The 20574-nt window shown below is 42.5% G+C and carries 17 protein-coding genes; 8 read left to right on the forward strand and 9 right to left on the reverse strand.

Annotation, left to right across the window (positions count from 1 at the left end; translation table 11 throughout):
- Positions 1-198: 198 nt before the first annotated feature.
- On the reverse strand, positions 199-714 hold the full coding sequence (gene fliZ, locus HP572_RS11600; RefSeq protein ID WP_010306119.1) for a flagella biosynthesis regulatory protein FliZ: 516 nt from the start codon (positions 712-714) through the stop codon (positions 199-201).
- A 204-nt stretch (positions 715-918) separates the two neighbouring features.
- A complete protein-coding gene (locus HP572_RS11605) occupies positions 919-1641 on the reverse strand; it encodes an RNA polymerase sigma factor FliA (protein WP_014915881.1) in 723 nt (240 codons plus the stop codon).
- A 463-nt stretch (positions 1642-2104) separates the two neighbouring features.
- Between HP572_RS11605 and HP572_RS11610 the strand changes: the two genes are divergently transcribed.
- Positions 2105-3157, forward strand: coding sequence for a glycosyltransferase (locus HP572_RS11610; RefSeq protein ID WP_240583262.1), 1053 nt, complete (start codon positions 2105-2107; stop codon positions 3155-3157).
- Between the two features lie 44 nt (positions 3158-3201).
- On the opposite strand, the gene HP572_RS11615 is transcribed toward HP572_RS11610, so the two are convergent.
- The 6 genes from HP572_RS11615 to HP572_RS11640 form a co-directional block, all read right to left on the reverse strand.
- Positions 3202-4617 (reverse strand): hypothetical protein, encoded by a 1416-nt coding sequence (locus tag HP572_RS11615; protein WP_240583263.1) that lies wholly within the window; start codon positions 4615-4617, stop codon positions 3202-3204.
- A gap of 290 nt (positions 4618-4907) precedes the next feature.
- Complete coding sequence (locus HP572_RS11620) at positions 4908-5672, reverse strand: bifunctional 2-polyprenyl-6-hydroxyphenol methylase/3-demethylubiquinol 3-O-methyltransferase UbiG (RefSeq protein ID WP_240583264.1); 765 nt, start codon at positions 5670-5672, stop codon at positions 4908-4910.
- Positions 5673-5675: 3 nt separating this feature from the next.
- Complete coding sequence (locus HP572_RS11625; RefSeq protein WP_240583265.1) at positions 5676-6809, reverse strand: hypothetical protein; 1134 nt, start codon at positions 6807-6809, stop codon at positions 5676-5678.
- Positions 6810-6811: 2 nt separating this feature from the next.
- Positions 6812-7927, reverse strand: a complete 1116-nt coding sequence (locus HP572_RS11630) for a DegT/DnrJ/EryC1/StrS aminotransferase family protein (RefSeq protein WP_240583266.1) — start codon at positions 7925-7927, stop codon at positions 6812-6814.
- Positions 7928-7963: 36 nt separating this feature from the next.
- Positions 7964-11389 (reverse strand): methyltransferase regulatory domain-containing protein, encoded by a 3426-nt coding sequence (locus HP572_RS11635; protein WP_240583267.1) that lies wholly within the window; start codon positions 11387-11389, stop codon positions 7964-7966.
- Positions 11390-11573: 184 nt separating this feature from the next.
- Positions 11574-12398: a flagellin gene (locus tag HP572_RS11640; RefSeq protein ID WP_305852589.1), complete on the reverse strand. Its 825-nt coding sequence runs from the start codon at positions 12396-12398 to the stop codon at positions 11574-11576.
- Between the two features lie 324 nt (positions 12399-12722).
- Between HP572_RS11640 and fliD the strand changes: the two genes are divergently transcribed.
- The 3 genes from fliD to fliT are packed head-to-tail and all read left to right on the forward strand — an operon-like array spanning position 12723 to position 14932.
- Positions 12723-14111, forward strand: a complete 1389-nt coding sequence (gene fliD, locus HP572_RS11645; RefSeq protein ID WP_240583268.1) for a flagellar filament capping protein FliD — start codon at positions 12723-12725, stop codon at positions 14109-14111.
- Between the two features lie 30 nt (positions 14112-14141).
- Positions 14142-14552 carry a flagellar export chaperone FliS gene (fliS, locus tag HP572_RS11650; protein ID WP_180788283.1) on the forward strand — a complete coding sequence of 137 codons (411 nt, stop codon included), beginning with the start codon at positions 14142-14144 and terminating at the stop codon, positions 14550-14552.
- A complete protein-coding gene (fliT, locus tag HP572_RS11655) occupies positions 14552-14932 on the forward strand; it encodes a flagella biosynthesis regulatory protein FliT (protein ID WP_240583269.1) in 381 nt (126 codons plus the stop codon). The genes fliS and fliT overlap by 1 nt, the downstream gene beginning before the upstream one ends.
- Positions 14933-15204: 272 nt before the next feature.
- Here the strand turns inward: fliT and fliE are convergent, their stop codons facing one another.
- Positions 15205-15519, reverse strand: a complete 315-nt coding sequence (gene fliE / locus HP572_RS11660; RefSeq protein ID WP_010279635.1) for a flagellar hook-basal body complex protein FliE — start codon at positions 15517-15519, stop codon at positions 15205-15207.
- Between the two features lie 261 nt (positions 15520-15780).
- Between fliE and fliF the strand changes: the two genes are divergently transcribed.
- From fliF to fliI, 4 genes are read left to right on the forward strand one after another with little or no spacing between them, the layout of a single operon-like run.
- On the forward strand, positions 15781-17499 hold the full coding sequence (gene fliF, locus HP572_RS11665; RefSeq protein WP_240583270.1) for a flagellar basal-body MS-ring/collar protein FliF: 1719 nt from the start codon (positions 15781-15783) through the stop codon (positions 17497-17499).
- Complete coding sequence (gene fliG / locus HP572_RS11670; protein ID WP_103860356.1) at positions 17496-18488, forward strand: flagellar motor switch protein FliG; 993 nt, start codon at positions 17496-17498, stop codon at positions 18486-18488. Before fliF ends, fliG begins: the two co-directional genes overlap by 4 nt.
- On the forward strand, positions 18481-19203 hold the full coding sequence (fliH, locus tag HP572_RS11675; RefSeq protein WP_240583271.1) for a flagellar assembly protein FliH: 723 nt from the start codon (positions 18481-18483) through the stop codon (positions 19201-19203). The genes fliG and fliH overlap by 8 nt, the downstream gene beginning before the upstream one ends.
- Positions 19203-20573: a flagellar protein export ATPase FliI gene (fliI, locus tag HP572_RS11680; RefSeq protein ID WP_240583272.1), complete on the forward strand. Its 1371-nt coding sequence runs from the start codon at positions 19203-19205 to the stop codon at positions 20571-20573. Before fliH ends, fliI begins: the two co-directional genes overlap by 1 nt.
- The last annotated feature ends 1 nt before the right edge of the window (position 20574 follow it).

Below are 20574 nucleotides of genomic sequence, written 5' to 3' on the forward strand. Positions count from 1 at the left end.
CCACTGAATAATGATTGATCGCATCGTAGAACTACTGCTAACCATTGCCTAAAAATTAGTGCCGAATGATTTCAGTAGTATGACAGTGCAATAATATGCCTCTGCAATGCAAGCATTTTTTACACTGTCATAACATTTACGTATAGTCAGTATCCCATGGTTTGGCAATGTCAGCCTGAGAAAGACGCATGATGTGCGTCAGAAATGCCGCTGCCAGTCCAGATATTGATCGTATTTTCGTAAGGCGCTGCGGTAAATATTTTGCTCAATACCGGGAAGATAATCGCATACGCGCTGCTGTACCCCATCGCGGTGCCGGGAGAAAGTTTCTGCGGGATAATTATTAGCGGCAAGCAGCTCATCCAGGCGCCGCAAGCGAATGACATACTCGCGCATTGTGCTATGGCGGACTTCAGTCTGCTCAATCAGATACTGTGTGAAAGCTTTAATATCGAAATAGCTAGCAGTGGTATTGCATAATATTTCGCTACAAAAGCGGCAAAGTGGGATTAATTCCTGTTGCAGACCCGACCATATGTCGTCGTCGATAAGCCGGTCAATGCTGCCGATCGATTTTTTATTGATGAGCTGATTGCGAAATACCAGTGAAACGCGGTCGAGTTCTTTATCACACTGGGAACAGTTAGTTTGTCTGTGTTTGAAGTCTTTCAGATAACGGCTTAGGAGCTGTTTCTTCCGAATTGATGGGTGCATGAATCCATTCCATGACAATATATAACTTCAATGTGAAGCGATAGCATCGTTCATTACGCCAGAGAGCCTGGTATGCTAAAAACAGGTGGCATGAATCATGTAAATATTGATGCAAGACACGCATCACTATTCAAACATGGTCATCGTCCTGCTACTTCAGTGACTGAAGATATACTTTGATAACAGTATTCCTACGCAGCGCAATTAAACATCGTTCATTAATTTCACGCGCAGGCGCTTTATCGCCTGGCTATGCAACTGACTGACTCTCGACTCTCCGACTTCAAGAACGGCACCGATCTCTTTCAGGTTCAACTCTTCCTGATAGTAAAGCGTCAATACCAACTTCTCGCGCTCTGGCAGGCTTTCAATCGCATCCATTACACGATGGCGCAAATTGCCTTCCATCAGTTGATGCAATGGATTCGCATCTTCATTGCCTTCCAGTAACGCCTCTGCGCTGTCGCCATGTTCTTCACGCCATTCATCGTAAGAAAAAAGCTGGCTGTTATTCGTATCCAGCAATATCTGACGATAATCCTCAAGCGTGATATTCAAGGTCTGCGCAACTTCCTGCTCCGTTGGAGTACGACCGAGCTGCTGTTCAGCCTGTTGCATTGCTTGTGCCACTTCCCGCGCATTACGCCGTACACTGCGTGGAGCCCAGTCACGACTGCGTAATTCATCCAGCATCGAACCGCGGATTCGTTGGACAGCATAGGTGGTAAACGCCGTACCTTGTAACGAATCATAACGTTCAACTGCGCTTAACAAGCCGATACCGCCAGCCTGTAGCAGATCGTCAAGTTCAACACTCGCGGGGAGACGAACCTGTAAACGCAAGGCTTCATGGCGCACTAGTGGAACATAGCGCTTCCAAAGGGAATTTTTATCCATTGTGCCTTCGGCGGTATACAAATCGCTCACAGTGACAAATACCTACGATGATAATGTTATCGACACTATTATGCTTTTAGGTAGGGTAGCCAATCGCCTGAATAGCGTCAAAAAAGGAGGGTTATTCATGCTATGTATGACAGGATTGAGTAAGGAGTCTGCGGAGAGAAACACAACTGGCACGTACAGATGGTGCAATGCGACAGCAAATTTGTGACTCACATCTCTTCTGAAAGGAGAAGATTCTAGCGCAGATCTCGAACAGATAAACCCGAATTTTCTCCTCATAGGATCAACAGTAATGTGAAACACGTAGTATTAGTAGATGTAAATACTAATGCATATCAAAAGTATTACAATCAATAATATAAAAGCCTACGGCCACTCATTCACCCTTTTGTTTCTGTCAATCGAGAACAAGTATCAAATTGTTATCACTGATAAATTAATATAGTATTGAGTAATATCAAGCCTTTAAAAATGCGGTGCATAAATGATATCAGTCTGCATGATCGTGAAAAATGAAGCTTTGCACTTAGGCAACGCACTGAAAGCAATAGCAAAATATTTTGACGACATTGTTGTCGTTGATACTGGCTCGACCGATGACTCAAAAAATATCGCCAGAATTTTTACTGACAAAGTTTATGACTTTGAATGGATATCAGATTTCTCCGCTGCGAGAAATTACTCACTACAATTTGCCAAATATGATTGGATTTTAGTTGTCGATGCTGATGAAGAAATTCAATCAGTTGATATAGCAATGTTATCTAAGCTCATACACCAACATACAAACCATATCGGTAACATAGAAAGATTGGATTATTTAGACGAAGATGGTGAGGAGAGTGTTGTTAAAGAGTGCTTTAATCGGCTTTTTAGAAAAGAAATCTATCACTATGAAGGGATTATTCACGAGCAAATTATCCCCAAGAAAATTAATTCGCATGCAGTAAAGTGGTTTATGGCCCCTATAGTATTAAATCACATTGGTTATCAACAAGAGACTCTTCGCCAAACAAATAAAATAGCAAGAAATATTAGCATGTTAGAAAAAGCTATTAGCGACACGCCAAAAGAACCATACCTTCATTATCAGTTAGGGAAAAGCCATTACCTGAATAAAGATTATTTAGCTGCTATAAAAAGCTTCTCCATCGCACTAGAACTCCAAGAAAACGCCTTCCCTACCTATAATGAAAATTTAATTGAATGTTATGGATATAGCCTTATAAACATTGGTGAATATGTAAAGTCATTAGATATATTAAAATATGAAAAATACTGTTCATCTACTGACTTTGTTTTTTTAAAAGCTTTAGTACTTATGAATAACTCCGACTTTCAGGGGGCATTGGACCACTTCCAGAAATGCATTAACATGCCTTCAGGAAGAAAAAGCGGTGTCAACTCTTACAAAGCTAATCACAATATTGCAGTAATTCTAGAATGCCATAACATGCTAAATGAAGCGGTTACATTTTATAAAAAATGTGGGAATTATGCGCCAGCGCAAGCTGGGATCTCTCGAATATTAAAATAAGAATAAGCAAGGCACATCGGCCTTGCTTATTCATGAATAAAAGACTAAATGCTATGGTATTTTTCAATCAACTGTTTTTTATAATCGGAATATTTCCCATTTGCATTTTTGACTGTCGTCACTACCCATAATAATGAATATCCTACATGATTTGCATCACAAACAATAGCAGAATCTATTCGCGAAATATCACCAGGCATACCCACAGTATCGATAGCAGCAGAAAGCGCAATCTGATCTAAAAACCAGACACTATTATCACTTAGCAGATTGCAATGAATAAAAGATGCTACCTTATCGATAAATACTTGTGAGGTTAGCCCCCCTCCCAGATAAACGAATCCTCCCAAGGCTTTTTCCCAGAATGGTGTACTTTCATTTTCTGTTAGGACAAGATCTGATGAATGCCATTGTTTAAGTGTGTCTGAAAAATTCTTTCTAAATAAACAGTCAGCATCCAGAACTAGAACGGGAGATTTTAATATTGACAACGCATAGCGAGCAAAAGTGAAACGCCTTGACGCGTAGTGAACATGCATGCCCTTCATTCCAGAGAAATACTCAGTAGTACATGATATATTTAACTCAGGGAAAGATGCTTTTTTCTTTAATACATCACTGTAAGTTTCATCATCTATATTATAAACATGAAAATGCACATTGAAATTATCTTTATTAGTTTCATATATCGAGTACAAGGCTGATATCGCATGCTCATAATAATATTTTATGTCACACGAGATAATTACCGTTACTTTTCCATTTTTTTCCTCCTGCTTAATCAACCATTTATAGTCATCATCAGAAGGAAATTCATTGCCTTTTAAAAGTGGACGGAAATCTATATAAGAATCAGGATACCCTCCTAGTTTATAAATGGCACAAGTAACTATTAATAATGCAAACCAGTGTTCGCCGATAAGTTTTTGGTTAATGGTCATTTCCTTAACCAGAGGAAGAGCTGGCTCATAATCCTCCTCGATCATGCAAATCATTAGTAATATTCTAAATACTGGTGGAGAATCACTTAATATGGAGAAATTATTATTAATCAACTCAACAACTTTTTCTATATCACCAATTCTAAATAATAATTGAATAGCGATAACAAGATATTCTACGCAAGGTTTAAGATTTATAACCTCCATTAATGAATTTCGTATATTCGCAATATAATCATCGGGCAACCTTACTCTTTTCCCTTTAAATTTCTCATCGAATGCTATATTAGCTAGTGATATAGTAAGCAACAACTGTTTTAAGGCAGCATCATGGTTTTTCTCTAAGCCACTATCATAGCCATAAATTTCTTTATTGATAAATAAAATATTAGTATTCCCACGAATGATAGCTGTAACAAAGTGGTGTGGAAATTCGCCGATATCACCGAGGTCAATTTCACGAGAAAACACATCTCGATAAAATTGATGCATTAATTTTGAATTCTTATATTCAGACATAACTTGCCCTTTTAAAAAAAATTATTATCTCTATGGAGCCTCCCCTACTATAATCTCTTGTTAAAAATTTTATAGGGTAGAAAGTCATCTAAGCTCCCCCATTTAGAGGCGACATTATAAAACTCTATTTATCAGATAACTATAATTGCTAAAAATTCAACCAACCCGACATGTAGATTATCAAATCATAACCGAGTTAAAAAACAATCCATTTTATTATTGTCTTTATTTTACACAGAGAAAATTACAATAGCCTTTCATCAACCAACTAAATATATATAGAATTTTTATTAAACATGCTTTTCCAAAATAAATATTGGCCGGTTAAAAAACTCTCCCAATTCATCCTGCCTCTTAACATTATCATTATTTAATTCTTTGTAAATGATGTTCTCATTTATTGTTTTTTCTGCGATACCAACAGCACGAAGGTTCCATATACCATCAGTTGCGACTTTAATATAGTCAATCATCTCCTGTTTAGTACCATTAGCGAATAAACCATAGTTTGAATTTCCTTTCCAATTAAACCCCAACTGAAACACAAGAGTATTTGTATTGGCAGACATACTATTTAACTGTTTTACAATATTCTCTTTTACATTTTCTATGAGTAGCGTTTTATCTCCATAATCATCTCCAACATGGTGCAAAACGTTTAACAAAAAAATGACATCATATGTATTTTCATCACCACTAAATGAATAATATTTACTGTGAACAGATATCCGTTCTTCCAGTTCTAACATTGATGAAACAGCACTCACAAAATCAGCATGGGAAGTAAATCCCTCATAGGCAACAACATGGCGAGCACCACAGTCTATCGCACTAAATGTGAAATAACCTAGATTACATCCGATATCAAGAATTTTTTTGTCATGAAAATTTATTTTTGATTTAATGTAATCAAATCGACACTCATCTGCTTTTGAACCTACATGATAAACATTATCACCGATAATATCTTTAACCATTCTAGGTAATGATTGGTAAGCGGTGTGCTTACCATTTTTTTCAATAAGCGAGATTAAATTACTTTTTACATCTTTCATATTTCACCTTAAAAAATTACGTATGCTCTTCTTAAATTCATAAAAGAAAATACCAATAGTATCGAATTTTAAATAAAAATCCGAAAAAATAAAAGACAAAAAAAGGAAAAATTTATTTTTATGATTTACATAATTACGAACATCATCATTCTTAGATAATGAGTCGATAAGGCCGGTTAGCCATATGTACTTAGCATTTTTATATTTCATAGCGATTTTTCTTTGGAAGAATACATTCTCAGGTAAGAAACCAGCTTTCAATGCAAGGTCAAATGGCCCCCACAATCTTGGGTTTGCTTCAATTAAATATGTTATCCCTTTGTATTGCATCACTTCGATCATTATAAATCCAAAAAAACCTATTGAATTAAGAAGATTTATTATTTTATCTTCAAATACTTTATCCGGACATTCACATAGCTCTGCAGCTATAATAGACTTTCCATTTCCTTGCTGTAATATATTTTTTTGATAAGCAATATCATATTTTCCATCAGGGAAAATGAAAGCCAAATAATAGTAACTATCTCCATCGATATATGTCTGAAAAAAATACTCATCATTATATTTTGAATCTAATATTTCCTGAAGTTCATTTTCATTAAAAATAAGCTTTGGATAGATCTTTACTTGATCTTTAGAAGAAAACTCTGCTTTTGGTTTAGCAACTAAAGGAATATCAATGATATCAGGGGAAACTATTTCACCAGGAATATCAATATTGAACTCTTTACCAATATTTAGGAATCGACATTTATCGGATATATTTAAATACACATCTAAACTTACTAACCTGATATCCAAACCTTTAGATATAAACAGTGCTTTGTTTTCTAAAACAATCCGAATAATTGACTCAGCTGTTGGTAAAAAAACAAGGTTGTCATTTGGATACTTTACTCTTAGTTCAGTAATGCAACAAACCATGTCATCAATTAAAAGTACATCAGACTTTCTTGACGAGTCGACATTTTTTCTATATTTCGATAAAAAAATAATGTCATTCAATGGTCGGGAAATGATGGAAAAACTAATATCATTTTTTATGAAATGCCTGCAACAGGCAATAATAGCTCGCTCATTTGCGCCGGAAAAAATGACAAACCTAATGTTAACATCTGACGAGTCAATTTCCATTGTCAACCTACTATAATTTTAACGATGCTTAACACATCATCATATGATAAATCTGGATAGATAGGCAAACAAAGCACACTCTCCGAGACCGCATGGGCATGATCAAGCAGATTAGGCTTAGCGCTATCAAGACCTCTATACATTGAAAATGAACTTATTAATGGATAGAAATAACGTCTAGAATAAAAGTTATTCTCTTTTAATATAAGATAAACTTCATCACGGCTTCTGTGAAACGGCTTGGAGAAAAAAACAGGAAAATATGAATAGTTCCATTCAACTTGACTAGGTATATTAATAACCCGAACGCCTGCTATTCCTTTTAATAGATCACAATATCTATCATAAATAGCCCTTCTTTTCTGCAACGCGTGATCTATATGTTTAAGCTGAAGCAAGCCAAATGCAGCCTGCACTTCATTCATTTTCCCATTAATTCCAGGTGCAACAACTGTCACTTCATCTGCAAAACCAAAATTCTTAAGGTAATCAATTCTTTTCTTGGTTTTTGCATCAGGACAAATGATTGCCCCGCCCTCTATCGTATTAAAAACTTTGGTTGCATGGAAACTGAGAATAGAGAGATCCCCATGGTTTAAGATACTCATACCATCTTTTTTAACACCAAATGCATGTGCTGCGTCATAAATGACTTTCAATCCATAAATATCAGCAATTTTTTGGATTTCATCAACATCAGCAGGTATACCATAGCAATGTACTGGAAGAATCGCCGATGTCGCAGGCGTAATTGCTTGCTCTATTTTATCAGGAGAAAGGTTGCATGTTACAGGATCAATATCCACAAACACAGGTTGTAACCTATTCCATAACAAAGAATGTGACGTTGCAACAAATGAATATGGGGTAGTAATAACTTCTCCAGTAACACGTAATGCTTGTAAAGCAACAAGGAGAGCCAATGTACCATTGGAAAAAAGACATAGATGTTTTACACCTAAATAATTCGCCAATTCATCCTCTAACTGATTATGAAAATTACCTCCATTTGTTAATTTTTTGCTACTCCAGATTTCTTCGAGAAAAGGAATAAACTCCTCCAATGGTGGTAGCAGTGGGCTAGTGACATAAATATCATTATGATTTTTCGCTTTCATTATATTCACCTATACCGTATTACGAAATACAGCCCATCACTCTTCAATAGAAAAACTGATTGCATCATAACCAGAGCAATACAGTGACCATGTCTTCTTTAACGCCTTCTCAAGGTACTCTGCAGGATTAGCTTTTCCCTGACCTAATGCAAGAATACGTTCTCTCATAGTTAATCTTATATTATTTAATTCACTTACGTTATTAGCCCAGTAGACAGCTCTCTCTATATATTCATCTTTATCATAAGCAACAAATGAATCTAATTTAAATGTTTTCATAAATCCAGAACTAGCAACTGACGCCAACTTATCACCATTTAGCGTTAGTGTAGGCACTCCCATCCAAAGAGCGTAGTTAGTCGTCGTTCCCCCACCGTATGGAAATGTATCAAGTAGCATATCAATGTTGTGGTGCATTTTAAGATATTTGTTTATTGCCAATCTATCGTGAAATTCAAAACGATCTTCCTCAATACCTAATGATTTAAATTTCGAACATAATAAATCTCTAACACCGCTACCAGACACCGCTCCCAAGATCAACCGAGCTGTTGGTATTCTGTGTAAAACAGAAGCCCAAATAGATAATGTTTCATCATTTATTTTTTTGACTCGATTAAAACTCCCAAATGTAAAGAAATTATTTTTCATTGCCGGAGAAATATTAACGTCAGGACAATTTTCTACATTTTCAAAAATTTTGGGGAACGGTAAATATATCAATTTTTCTGTAAACTGCTTATCTAAAAACCCAGGGGCTGCGTAATTTTTATTGATAATACGATAGTCCATGCTATCTAAACCCGTTGTCCCAGGATAACCGATCCAGCTAATCTGTATCGGTGCTGGCTTCAGTGCAAACATAGGTAAACGGTTATACGCAGTATGACCCGAAAGATCGAACAAGATATCTATCTGATCTTCACAGATCAGTCTTGCTAGTTCTACATCACTTTTATCCTTTACATTGTGCCAGCCAGTTGCTCTTTCTTTTAAACGATTAGTGGCCTCGTCATTTAACATCGATGTCGCATAAGCATACAAAGAAAAATGTTCTAGATTGATAGAATTCCATACTGGTTCAAGAAAATTAGTCACAGGATGGAGCCCTAAATCACCAGAAACAAAACCAATACGTAAAACCCGCTCCGGGTCTTTATCAATTTTCCGCACTGGAAGTTGTGGCTTCAATTTAGTCATTCTCGTTTCAGTGCGCAGACCAAACTCACGGTGTTCAAGAAAAAGGCTTTCTGGTGAAATAGTACTACTGTGTGTTAGACCAAAAAGAAGATTGCTATGCAAATGTGAAGCATCTGGAGAAAGCTCAATTATTCGCCGAAAGTATTCATTCGCTTCATCCTGTTGAGAGCGCGATTCATAGATAGCAGCCATGCTGTTCAATATGGCAGTATCATTTTCACTCAGTTCAATAGCTTTTTTACAACAAAATTCCGCCTGCTCTATGTTATAGAGGCTTAAATGGATTACAGATAAAAGGTTCCACACCCGCGCATTTGCTGGATCACATCGCACTATTTTACGTGCCAGATTCAATGTTTCTCGTTTTAGCCCTGCTTCCCAACTTTGAGTAGCCAAGTCATAATACACACTCCAGCTAAATAAATGTCGGGAGAGAATCTGTATCAGCGCAAGAGAAGCGCCTTCTGGATCGCCCGTCTTTCTTAATGTATCTGCGAGTAAATTCCAGTTTTCAATATTCTCAGGATCTTTTTGTGTCAATACTTCTGCGATACGTCTTGCCTGAGTAAACTTGCCATCCGCAATCAGAAGAGCTACCTCACGCACCGTTTTTTCAGGAATACTGATCGCTTTTACTGAATACCCACTAGAAAGTAACGGTGCCTTGTAGACACCACCTGTTTTAGGATCGCTTACATAAAACACTAGTGCACCAGTATACGACATGATCTCTTTTATTCCAGACGCTGCCAGCAAGGCACTCTGAAAGTAACGTTGCCATGCCCGCAATTTACCGAGCAAAACACCATGTCTCTGTAAACGCCACATGGTAGGGAAGAACCTGTTATCTTGTTGGATAGCCCATGAATCCCAGGAAGCGAGAGATACTTTCTCAGAGTCCGATAACTCGATCGAAACAGGCTCGTGCCAGAAGTTAAAACTATTTTGTATCTTTAAGAAACCAGGTAATAGGCAAAGCTCTGTCGATGAACTGTTCAGATAAACGCTCTCACCCAGGCGAAAGTGCAAACAACCTAACCCTTTAGCAAACAGGGCCTTCAATGCTTCCTGCAAACGAGCACGCTCATCTACGTTAGGCTCTTCCGGCAGGCGGGTATTAAATAAAAGCTGCTCAAAAGACTGGGCTAAAGGCCAGGATTCACCTAGCGTAGTTAACACACGCTGCGTCAGTGAATGATTTGTTGTAACCATGACACCTGAGGCAGACTTCCATCCATTGGTATATTTTCCCTGTTCTGTATAAAAGGGAAGGAAGCTACCAGCCCAGTGAAAATCAGCTAACCGCGACCAGTCCGGCTCAGGTAAGACTTCTTCTGAACGTTCTTGTGCCACAAGTAGAGTAAATCTACTTTCTCTTCCAACAGCGAAATCAAGATATTGTTGCTTCAACACTTTGTGCATCGACGAACAAATGACTTGATGCATGCTAGAAACATTTTCACCATAATGTTCAGCTAATTCTGTATGTGGCTGAATATCACCGACATAAGTCAGGCCTGCCCCAGTGGCTAACGTGTTAAAATCTAACAGATAGCATGGCTCATTCAGGCCCTGTAGATAATTTAGAGCTAACTCAACATCTCCCTGTAGTTCAGCTTTTGCAACCCATTTACGTAGGGACGTTTCCTGATCGTTGTGGGGAGACATCCCCAAAGATAAATACGTCAGCATAGCCCTAGCGCTTTCTTGCTGCTGTTCCACCGTTTCAGCTAAACTTGTATGAAGGCTTAAGGCATCCTTCAATACCTCAGCCATTTTCCCCCCAGGATATGTCGCGTATTTGAAGCTTACCGTGCCGACGGGAGAAAGATGTTGCTGGCAAAATTGCAGTAATGCAGTTCGAGCTTCACCGCTAACCAAGCCAAAAACGCCATGCACAATGATATAATCGAACTGCCCTAACTGGCTTTCCAGTAAGGTGTTTAAATCCATAGCTGCAAGTTGAAGATTTTCAACGCCGAGTTCAAGCAGCAGTTGTTGCCCTTCTTCAATCTTTTCCACGTCCAGATCGATACCAACAGATGAACTCTGTGGATAGGCCAGCGCAAAAGGGAGAAGATTCTCCCCCGCCATACTCCCTAGCTCTAAGACTCTCGCTTTTTCAGGCGCAGCACATTTTACGCCATGTAACCAAGCAACAGCTTGTAAATGCACCGGTGATGTATAGGAAAGGATCTTAGAGACATTGGTGCTATTAGCAGATGAAGAGGTACCGGCAGACGAGGATGGATTAAGAACCATTAGGGAACAGGCCTATATTTATTAATAATAGCTTACTAACCTAACAAAAATCAGGAATGACAATCGAAAGAACAGCGCAGCCTTAGCCGGGCAATTATCAGCATCACTACGATACGTATAAAAAAACCAGCCCGAGGGCTGGTTGAGCATTATCATCATAGTGATAAAGATGTGCGTCGGAAAATTAACGCAGCAGAGACAATACGTTTTGTGGAACCTGGTTAGCCTGGGACAATACAGAGGTACCAGCCTGTTGCAGGATGTTGGCCTTGCTCATATTGGACACTTCAGTCGCATAGTCAGCATCTTCAATACGGCCACGAGCAGCAGACAGGTTGTTAACCGTACTATTCAAGTTAGTGATAGTAGACTCGAAACGGTTTTGAATCGCACCCAGGTTACTACGAGCAGTATCGACCTGTTTCAGAGCAGCATCAATTGCACTGATTGATGCTGTTGCGAGAGCTGCAGTTGAAACCTGCAAACCAGTAACCCCCAAGTCTGAAGCAGAAGAGCTAATCAACGCACTGGAACCGATGGTGATGGCATCATCGCTACTGGTGTTCGCACCAACTTGAATAGTGATGCTACCGCCTTTCAGCAGATCGATGCCGTTGAATTTAGCGGTATTGGTGATACGGTCGATTTCAGAAACACGTTGAGAGATTTCAAGTGCGATTGATGCACGGTTTTCAGTGGTGTTGGTGTCACTTGCAGCCTGAACTGACAGCTCACGAATACGCTGCAGGTTGTTGTTGATTTCGTTCAGGTTAGTTTCAGCAGTCTGAACCAGAGAAATACCGTCGTTGGCGTTACGAGAAGCCTGAGTCAGACCTTTGATCTGTGCAGTCATACCGTTTGCAATCGCCTGACCAGCAGCATCGTCTTTAGCGCTATTGATACGCAGACCAGAAGACAGACGCTCGATAGCGGTACCCAGAGAAGACTGAGATTTGTTCAGGTTGTTCTGAGTAATCAGAGACATTACGTTAGTGTTAATACCGGCCATAATAGATTTCCTTAATCGATGAGATGTAAGTTTCGGGTTAGACCCACGGGTTCATCCCCGTCGCTAACATTTATCGGAACGCTTTTCAGAAGCTTTAATTTTTTTGCCAAAAATTTTTAAACAGGTTCCCACCGTTTAAATAAGTGCCCAAACCATCTTGCAATTTTGCTTCATCCTCCATGGGAATTACGGCATGATGAGGATGCCTCATCAAAGGAAGGTATGGCACAGTAAAAGCTACGTTAGCTTACCTGCTAAACTTATTACTGATACTGCCGATAACTCTTACATAGATAGCTAAACTCGGAATAAAAGGACTCGCTCATGGCAAGCATTTCTTCGTTAGGTGTAGGCTCAGGTCTGGAATTAAACACTCTGTTAAACAACCTAAGAACCGCTGAAAACCAGCGCCTAACACCAATTACCAGTCAACAGAGTAGTTACAAAGCTCAGCTTACGGGTGTTAGCGCGCTTAAAAGTGCATTAGACAAACTTAATACCGCTAACAATGCCTTAGCCAAGTCTGAATCTTTTGGTATCGTTACCGGTTCTATTGACGGCATTACTAATACCAAGGTCTCCAGCACCAATAAGGCTTTCACTGCTACAACAACCAGCAAGTCAGTTGCAAGCAGTTACAGCGTAGAAGTAAAACAATTAGCGCAAGCACATTCGATTACATCCTCGATTCAAACCAGTGCAACAGCTGCATTAAGCTCAACGGATACTACGCTCAAAATTGCTCAAGCTGATGGAAAATCACTGACCATCGACGTTAAAGGGGGGCAGACCTCACTTAATGATGTCCGCGATGCGATTAACAAAGCGAATGGTGGCGTAAACGCCAGCGTCGTGAAGGCGAAAGACAACGAGTATTATTTAATGTTAACCGCTAAAAATAGCGGTGAAAAAGGCGAGATTACATTAACTGATAGCAACAATGTTTTGGGTTCAACGACTGAGAAAGTCGCGGCACAAAACTCAGTCATCATTGCAAACAGTATCGAAATTGAACGCCAAAGTAATACGATCGATGATGCATTCGAAGGTGTCACACTAACGTTACAAGCAAAAACAGAAACAGACAAACCTGAAACCTTGACCATCGATCAAGATATTACTGGGATGAAAGACGCGGTTAAGGCATGGGTTGATGCCTATAATGCTCTACAAGACACCATTATTTCACAAACCAAATACACTGCGGTTGACGCAGGGGAAGCGCAGTCCACTAGCAATGGCGCCCTGATAGGCGACTCAACCGTCCGTAGTATTCAGGATAAACTCAAAGCCCAACTGACGACCGTTCAGAGTTCAAGCGGCGAATTTCGCATTCTTGCTGATTTAGGTATTACGCAAAACTTTAAGACCGGCAAACTTGAAATAAACAATACGGTTCTCGACAAAGCACTGAAAGAAGAACCAGGAAAAGTGCAAGAATTTTTCGTAGGAAACAATGATAAAACCGGTTTTGCAACACAGACTCGCAGCTATTTAAAAGAAGTTCTCGATACAAGAGAGGGAACGATTAAGACGAAAGAAGATAGCATAAATAACACATTGAAAGCGTTAGATACTCAAAACAAACGCGTCAGTGACAGTATCGAACAGACGATTGCTCGCTACCAGAAGCAGTTTACTGACTTGGATAAAGCCATGTCTAATATGAGCAGTACCGTTAACCAGCTGACCAGCATGTTCTCTAAACTCTAAATTTTCGATGAAAGAAAGATAGGTAATCCGATGTACAACACGAAAGGCAGCCAGGCCTACGCTCAGGTAGGCCTTGAAAGCAGTGTGATGAGCGCAAGCCCACACCAGCTTATCGTCATGCTGTTTGATGGTGCGCGCAGTGCAATGGTGCGCGCACGCATCCTCATGGAGCAAGGTGATATTCCAGGTAAAGGCATGGCGTTATCTAAAGCAATCAACATTATTAATAACGGACTAAAAGCCGGGCTGGACATGGAAAGAGGGGGAGAACTCGTTGAAAACCTGTCTGCTCTTTATGACTACATGTCTCAACGTTTGTTGATTGCCAATCTACATAACGATCCCAAAGCAATAGAAGAAGTCGAAGTGTTACTGGAAAATATCGCCGATGCCTGGCGGCAAATCGGCCCTAATTACAAACCAGAGCAGGAAGTACGTTAATGGCCTCCCCCCATCGGCTTCTAAAAGATTACCAACAGCTTTTGTCTCTGAGTCAAAAAATTCTTCATTTGGCCGTCAGCGGCCAGTGGGATGCGTTGGTTGAGCAAGAGATTGTTTATGTTCAGTCCGTTGAAGGCTTAGTTAATACCCCAATTCCTGACGAAATTGACAGCGTGATGCGTTTGCATCTGCGACAGGTTTTGCAGGAAGTGATGGATAATGAAGCGAAAGTAAAGCAACTTCTGCAGAAGCGGATGGACGAGTTAAGTTCGTTAATGGGGCAGTCACTGAAGCAAAAGTCAATTAATACAACGTATAACGAATTTTCAGGGCAGCGACTACTGCCAGGTGAACCCGCTCCCGGTGATCCAAGTTCATAATTTTGTACCCGTTATATAAGACACGCGCCCCTATCTCCGCCTGATACGGCGCGTTTTTTACCCATAAATGGTGCTTTTACTCTGTATGCTCAGACTATCAGCATAGCGAAATCAGTACGCGTTAAGAATTTAGAGATTAGAGGACGTGAAGACAGGGAATAGACACGGGCAGGAGGCCAGCACAAATAAAGATTGTGCGTAATTTCATTGCATTAACAGTGAGATTACGCACAATGACTTTGCTAGTTGCAGGTTGATGTCATTAGACGACATCAAACAGACATATTCATCACTTCCTGATACGCAGATACCAGTTTATTACGCACCTGAATGCCCATCTGCATTGAAATGGATGATTTCTGCAAATCCACCATCACATCATTCAATGCCACGCCTGGCACACCCAGGGTAAATTTTTCAGCCTGCGTACGAGCCGTCTGCTGCGTGTCGCTGATCTTATCGATCGCGGCCTTCAGCTCACTGGCAAAACCAGGTTCTACCGATGGTCTGGCTATTGGCGTGTCAGCAGCCTGCAGAGCTTTGACCTGCATTTGCTGTAAAACGCCATCAATACCTTGAACTGACATAACACCTCACTACATCATACAGAGTATGACTGCTTATGCATTTTCTATGACAGCATTACCCTATCACACAGCTTTTCAGATAAATCGCACAATTAGCGCGAAAAATGCCACCTTATCGACCCATCGATTTTTCTTTTACGGAAAATAATGACATGCCCACAAATGTAGGCGAAATGTTTTATTGATTGCGCAATCAGGGAGTTCTGTTTTGTCACGTCACAACGTTAAGTATATCGTTCAACAACCAAGCAGAGATAGAGTATGAACGCCTCATTCACCGGAACCGCTACCGGTAAAAATAGCTTTGGCGAGATACTCAACCGGTTACGCGCCAATCCGAAAATTCCGTTATTGATCGCAGCTGCTGCGACCATTGCAATCGTCGTTGCGTTGACGCTATGGGCCAAAGGTCCAGACTATCGTGTGCTTTATAGCAATATAAATGACCGTGACGGTGGTGCTATTGTCAGCGAATTAACGAAGCTGAATATCCCTTATCGCTTTGCGGAAAATGGCGGGGCGATCATGATTCCCGCCGCAAATGTCTATGAGACCCGACTCCGACTGGCTCAATTGGGGCTGCCAAAAGGCGGCGCAGTTGGCTTTGAATTGCTCGATCAGGAAAAGTTTGGCATCAGCCAATTCAGTGAGCAGATTAATTACCAGCGTGCGCTGGAAGGTGAGCTGTCCAGAACGATAGAAACGCTCGGCCCCGTTCAGAATGCGCGAGTTCACCTTGCTATACCGAAGCCTTCACTGTTCGTTCGTGAGCAAAAAGCCCCCTCTTCGTCCGTCACCCTGACATTACAGCCGGGTCGTGCATTAGATGAAGGGCAAATCAATTCCATCGTTTATATGGTTTCAAGCAGTGTTGCTGGCCTGCCACCAGATAATGTCACGGTCGTCGATCAGACCGGACGCCTGTTAACGCAGGCTGGCGGCAGCGGCCGCGATCTGAATGCTGCACAACTGAAGTACAGCAACGAAGTCGAGGCGATGTACCAACGCCGCATCGAGTCTATTATCGCCCCGATGGTTGGCATGGGTAACGTACATGCTCAGGTCACCGCGCAAATCGATTTCTCTGCTCGTGAACAAACTGACGAACAGTATCAACCCAACCAACCGCCAGATAAAGCGGCAGTTCGCTCTCAGCAAACCAGCCAGAGTGAGCAAAGAGGAGGCCCGAATGTCGGTGGCGTTCCTGGTGCATTAACCAATCAGCCCGCACCGGCGCCGACAGCCCCTATCGCGACACCACCAAATAATGCCAATGCAAACAATCAGGCTGGCCAGCAGAACCAAAACAATGCGGCAGGTGCGCAAGCTAATGCGGCAAATGCGAATACCGTTATTCAAACATCCAATGTTCGCAATGATGCAACAACCAACTATGAAGTCGACAAGACGATTTTACATACCAAACACAGCTCAGGTGGTGTGAAGCGCTTGTCTGCGGCCGTTATTGTTAACTACCAGCCTCCTGGTGAGGACGGCAAACCGGTTGCACTGACGGAAGAACAGATCAAACAGATTGAAACAGTAGCACGCGAAGCAATGGGCTTCTCCACTGAACGTGGCGATACATTAAATGTCGTTAATACGCCATTTATGGACAGCACCGACGGTTCTGGCGAACTCCCGTTCTGGCAAAAACAGGCATTCTTCGATCTCCTGATGGAAGCAGGCCGTTGGCTGCTGGTCCTGATCGTTGCCTGGATTCTGTGGCGTAAACTGGTTCGTCCGCAGTTGCAGAGAAAAGCACAGCAACAAGAAGCGGCACTGGCAGCAGCTACCCTGTCTCAAGGCGCAGACAAAGATGTTATGGTCAACCTGAGTAGCTCGGAAGTTGAACAGCAACGGAAATCGCAGCAACGCGTCAATGCAGAAATGCAAAGTAACCGCATACGTGAAATGGCAGAGAACGATCCACGCGTTGTCGCTCTGGTAATTCGTCAATGGATGAGTACTGAACTATGAACCTGACAGGAACAGAAAAAAGCGCCATCTTATTGATGACCATTGGTGAAGACCGCGCCGCAGAAGTCTTTACTCATCTTTCGACTAAAGAAGTCCAGCACCTTAGTTCTGCAATGGCGAATATGCGACAGGTCTCACAACAGCAGTTGCTCGAAATCCTGAGAGAATTTGAGGCTGATTCAGAGCAATATGCCGCGCTCAGTGTGAATGCGGGTGACTACCTTCGCTCAGTGCTTGTTAAAGCCCTTGGTGAAGAGCGAGCGTCTAGCCTGTTGGAAGATATTCTGGAAAGCCGCGACTCTACGAGTGGAATGGAAACACTCAACTTCATGGAGCCGCAGATTGCCGCAGACCTTATTCGCGACGAACATCCGCAGATTATCGCAACAATCCTGGTGCACCTGAAGCGTGCTCAGGCTGCCGATATCTTAGCCCTGTTTGACGAACGTCTTCGTCATGACGTTATGCTACGTATCGCGACCTTCGGCGGCGTTCAGCCTTCAGCACTGGCAGAATTGACAGACGTTCTGAATGGCTTGCTGGATGGCCAGAATCTCAAACGCAGCAAAATGGGTGGTGTTCGTACTGCAGCTGAGATTATCAACCTGATGAAAACCCAGCAGGAAGAAGCGGTTATCGATGCAGTACGCGAATTCGATGGCGAACTGGCACAGAAAATCATCGACGAAATGTTCTTGTTCGAAAACCTGGTGGACGTGGACGACCGCAGCATCCAGCGCCTTCTGCAAGAAGTCGAGTCCGAGTCTCTGCTGTTGGCATTGAAAGGTGCCGAAGAGCCTTTACGCGAGAAATTCCTGCGCAATATGTCTCAGCGTGCTGCGGAAATTCTTCGAGACGATCTCTCGACCCGCGGTCCAGTACGTATGTCGCAGGTCGAAAACGAACAGAAAGCCATTCTGCTTATCGTCCGTCGACTGGCAGACAGCGGCGAGATGATTATCGGTGGCGGCGAGGATGCTTATGTCTAACGCCCCCAAAAACCTGGCCTGGCAGCCCTGGAAGCCTAACGATTTGGCTGAAACCGTTTCAAAACCCGTTCCAGCCTATCAGGTCAATGATGATCCTGAATTGCCGGACATGGAGCGTTTCTCTGAAGAAAACGCCCTTTCTGCTGCAGAGGACGAACTCGCATCTCTGCGTGAAAGCACAATGCAACAGGCGCGAGAAACGGGTTTTGCGCAAGGTCATCAACAAGGTTATGACGCCGGTTATCAGGAAGGTTTAGCCAAGGGGCAACAGCAGGGGTTGCAGAACGCCTTACAGCAGCAGCAACCGATTATTGAACAGATGCAGCAAATGGTCACCGAATTCCAACAGACGCTGGATACACTCGACAGTGTGATCCCGGCTCGCCTGATGCAGTTAGCGTTGACCGCAGCCAAGCAGATTCTGGGGCAACCTCCGGTATGCGATGGTAATGCGCTGCTTGGTCAAATACAGCAATTGATTCAGCAAGAGCCGATGTTCTCAGGGAAAACGCAGCTGCGTGTTCACCCTTCAGACCTGGAACGTGTTGAACAATATTTGGGTCCGACACTCAGCTTGCATGGTTGGAGATTGCTTGCCGATAGTCAACTTCACCCTGGTGGTTGTAAAGTCAGCGCAGAAGAAGGCGATCTAGATGCCAGTCTGGCGACACGCTGGCATGAGCTTTGCCGTTTAGCCGCACCGGGAGAGCTATAATGACTTCACGCCTCGGACGCTGGCTTTCTTCTCTCGATTCATTTGAGAAGCGCATTGATGACACGCCCTCGGTGCGTCGTTACGGCCGCTTAACCCGGGCGACAGGTTTGGTATTGGAAGCAACAGGGTTACATATGCCACTGGGCGCTACCTGTCTCATTGAACGACAGAATGGCTCACAGGTTGAAGAAATCGAAAGCGAAGTTGTTGGTTTCAACGGGCAAAAACTCTTTCTTATGCCACTGGAAGAAGTTGAAGGTATTACCCCTGGAGCGCGTGTCTACGCTCGCGTCGGCCAAGGCAGCAGCAGTCAAGGAAAACAATTGCCCTTAGGCCCTGAATTGCTGGGTCGTGTACTGGATGGTAGCGCAAAACCGCTGGATGGTTTACCCGCGCCGGATACAGGCTATCGTGCACCACTGATTACGCCGCCGTTCAACCCATTACAGAGAACGCCAATCGAAAGTGTTCTGGACGTGGGGGTTCGAGCTATCAACGCCTTACTTACCGTAGGTCGCGGGCAGCGAATGGGGCTGTTTGCTGGTTCAGGGGTGGGTAAAAGTGTGCTATTGGGAATGATGGCACGCTATACTCAGGCTGACGTCATCGTTGTCGGCCTTATCGGTGAACGTGGCCGAGAAGTAAAAGATTTTATCGAGAATATCCTGGGTACCGAAGGGCGAGCGCGTTCCGTCGTTATTGCTGCACCAGCCGATGTTTCTCCACTATTAAGGATGCAGGGTGCAGCGTATGCCACGCGTATTGCTGAAGATTTTCGCGATCGCGGCCATCACGTTCTACTCATCATGGATTCGCTCACGCGCTATGCCATGGCACAGCGTGAAATTGCGTTAGCCATTGGCGAACCGCCGGCGACTAAGGGTTATCCCCCTTCTGTCTTCGCTAAATTACCCGCGCTAGTAGAGCGCGCAGGTAATGGTATTCATGGAGGTGGTTCAGTCACCGCCTTCTATACTGTTCTAACAGAAGGTGACGATCAGCAGGATCCTATTGCTGACTCCGCTCGTGCCATCCTTGACGGACATATCGTGTTGTCACGTCAATTAGCTGAGTCTGGTCATTATCCGGCAATTGATATTGAAGCATCAATTAGTCGTGCGATGACAGCGCTGATCGATGAAGGGCATTATGCTTCTGTAAGGCAGTTTAAACAGTTACTATCCAGCTACCAACGTAACCGTGATTTAGTCAGTGTTGGTGCCTACGCCGCAGGCAGCGACCCTATGCTTGACAGAGCAATTCGGCTTTACCCGCATCTGGAAGCCTTTTTGCAGCAGGGTATGTTTGAACAAAGTAACTATGAAGAGTCCTGCCAGGCGTTGCACACTATTTTCCCTCGTAACGAGTAGG

The organism is Pectobacterium sp. PL64, assembly GCF_022477975.1.
In the GTDB taxonomy this organism is placed as follows: Bacteria; Pseudomonadota; Gammaproteobacteria; order Enterobacterales; family Enterobacteriaceae; genus Pectobacterium; species Pectobacterium jejuense.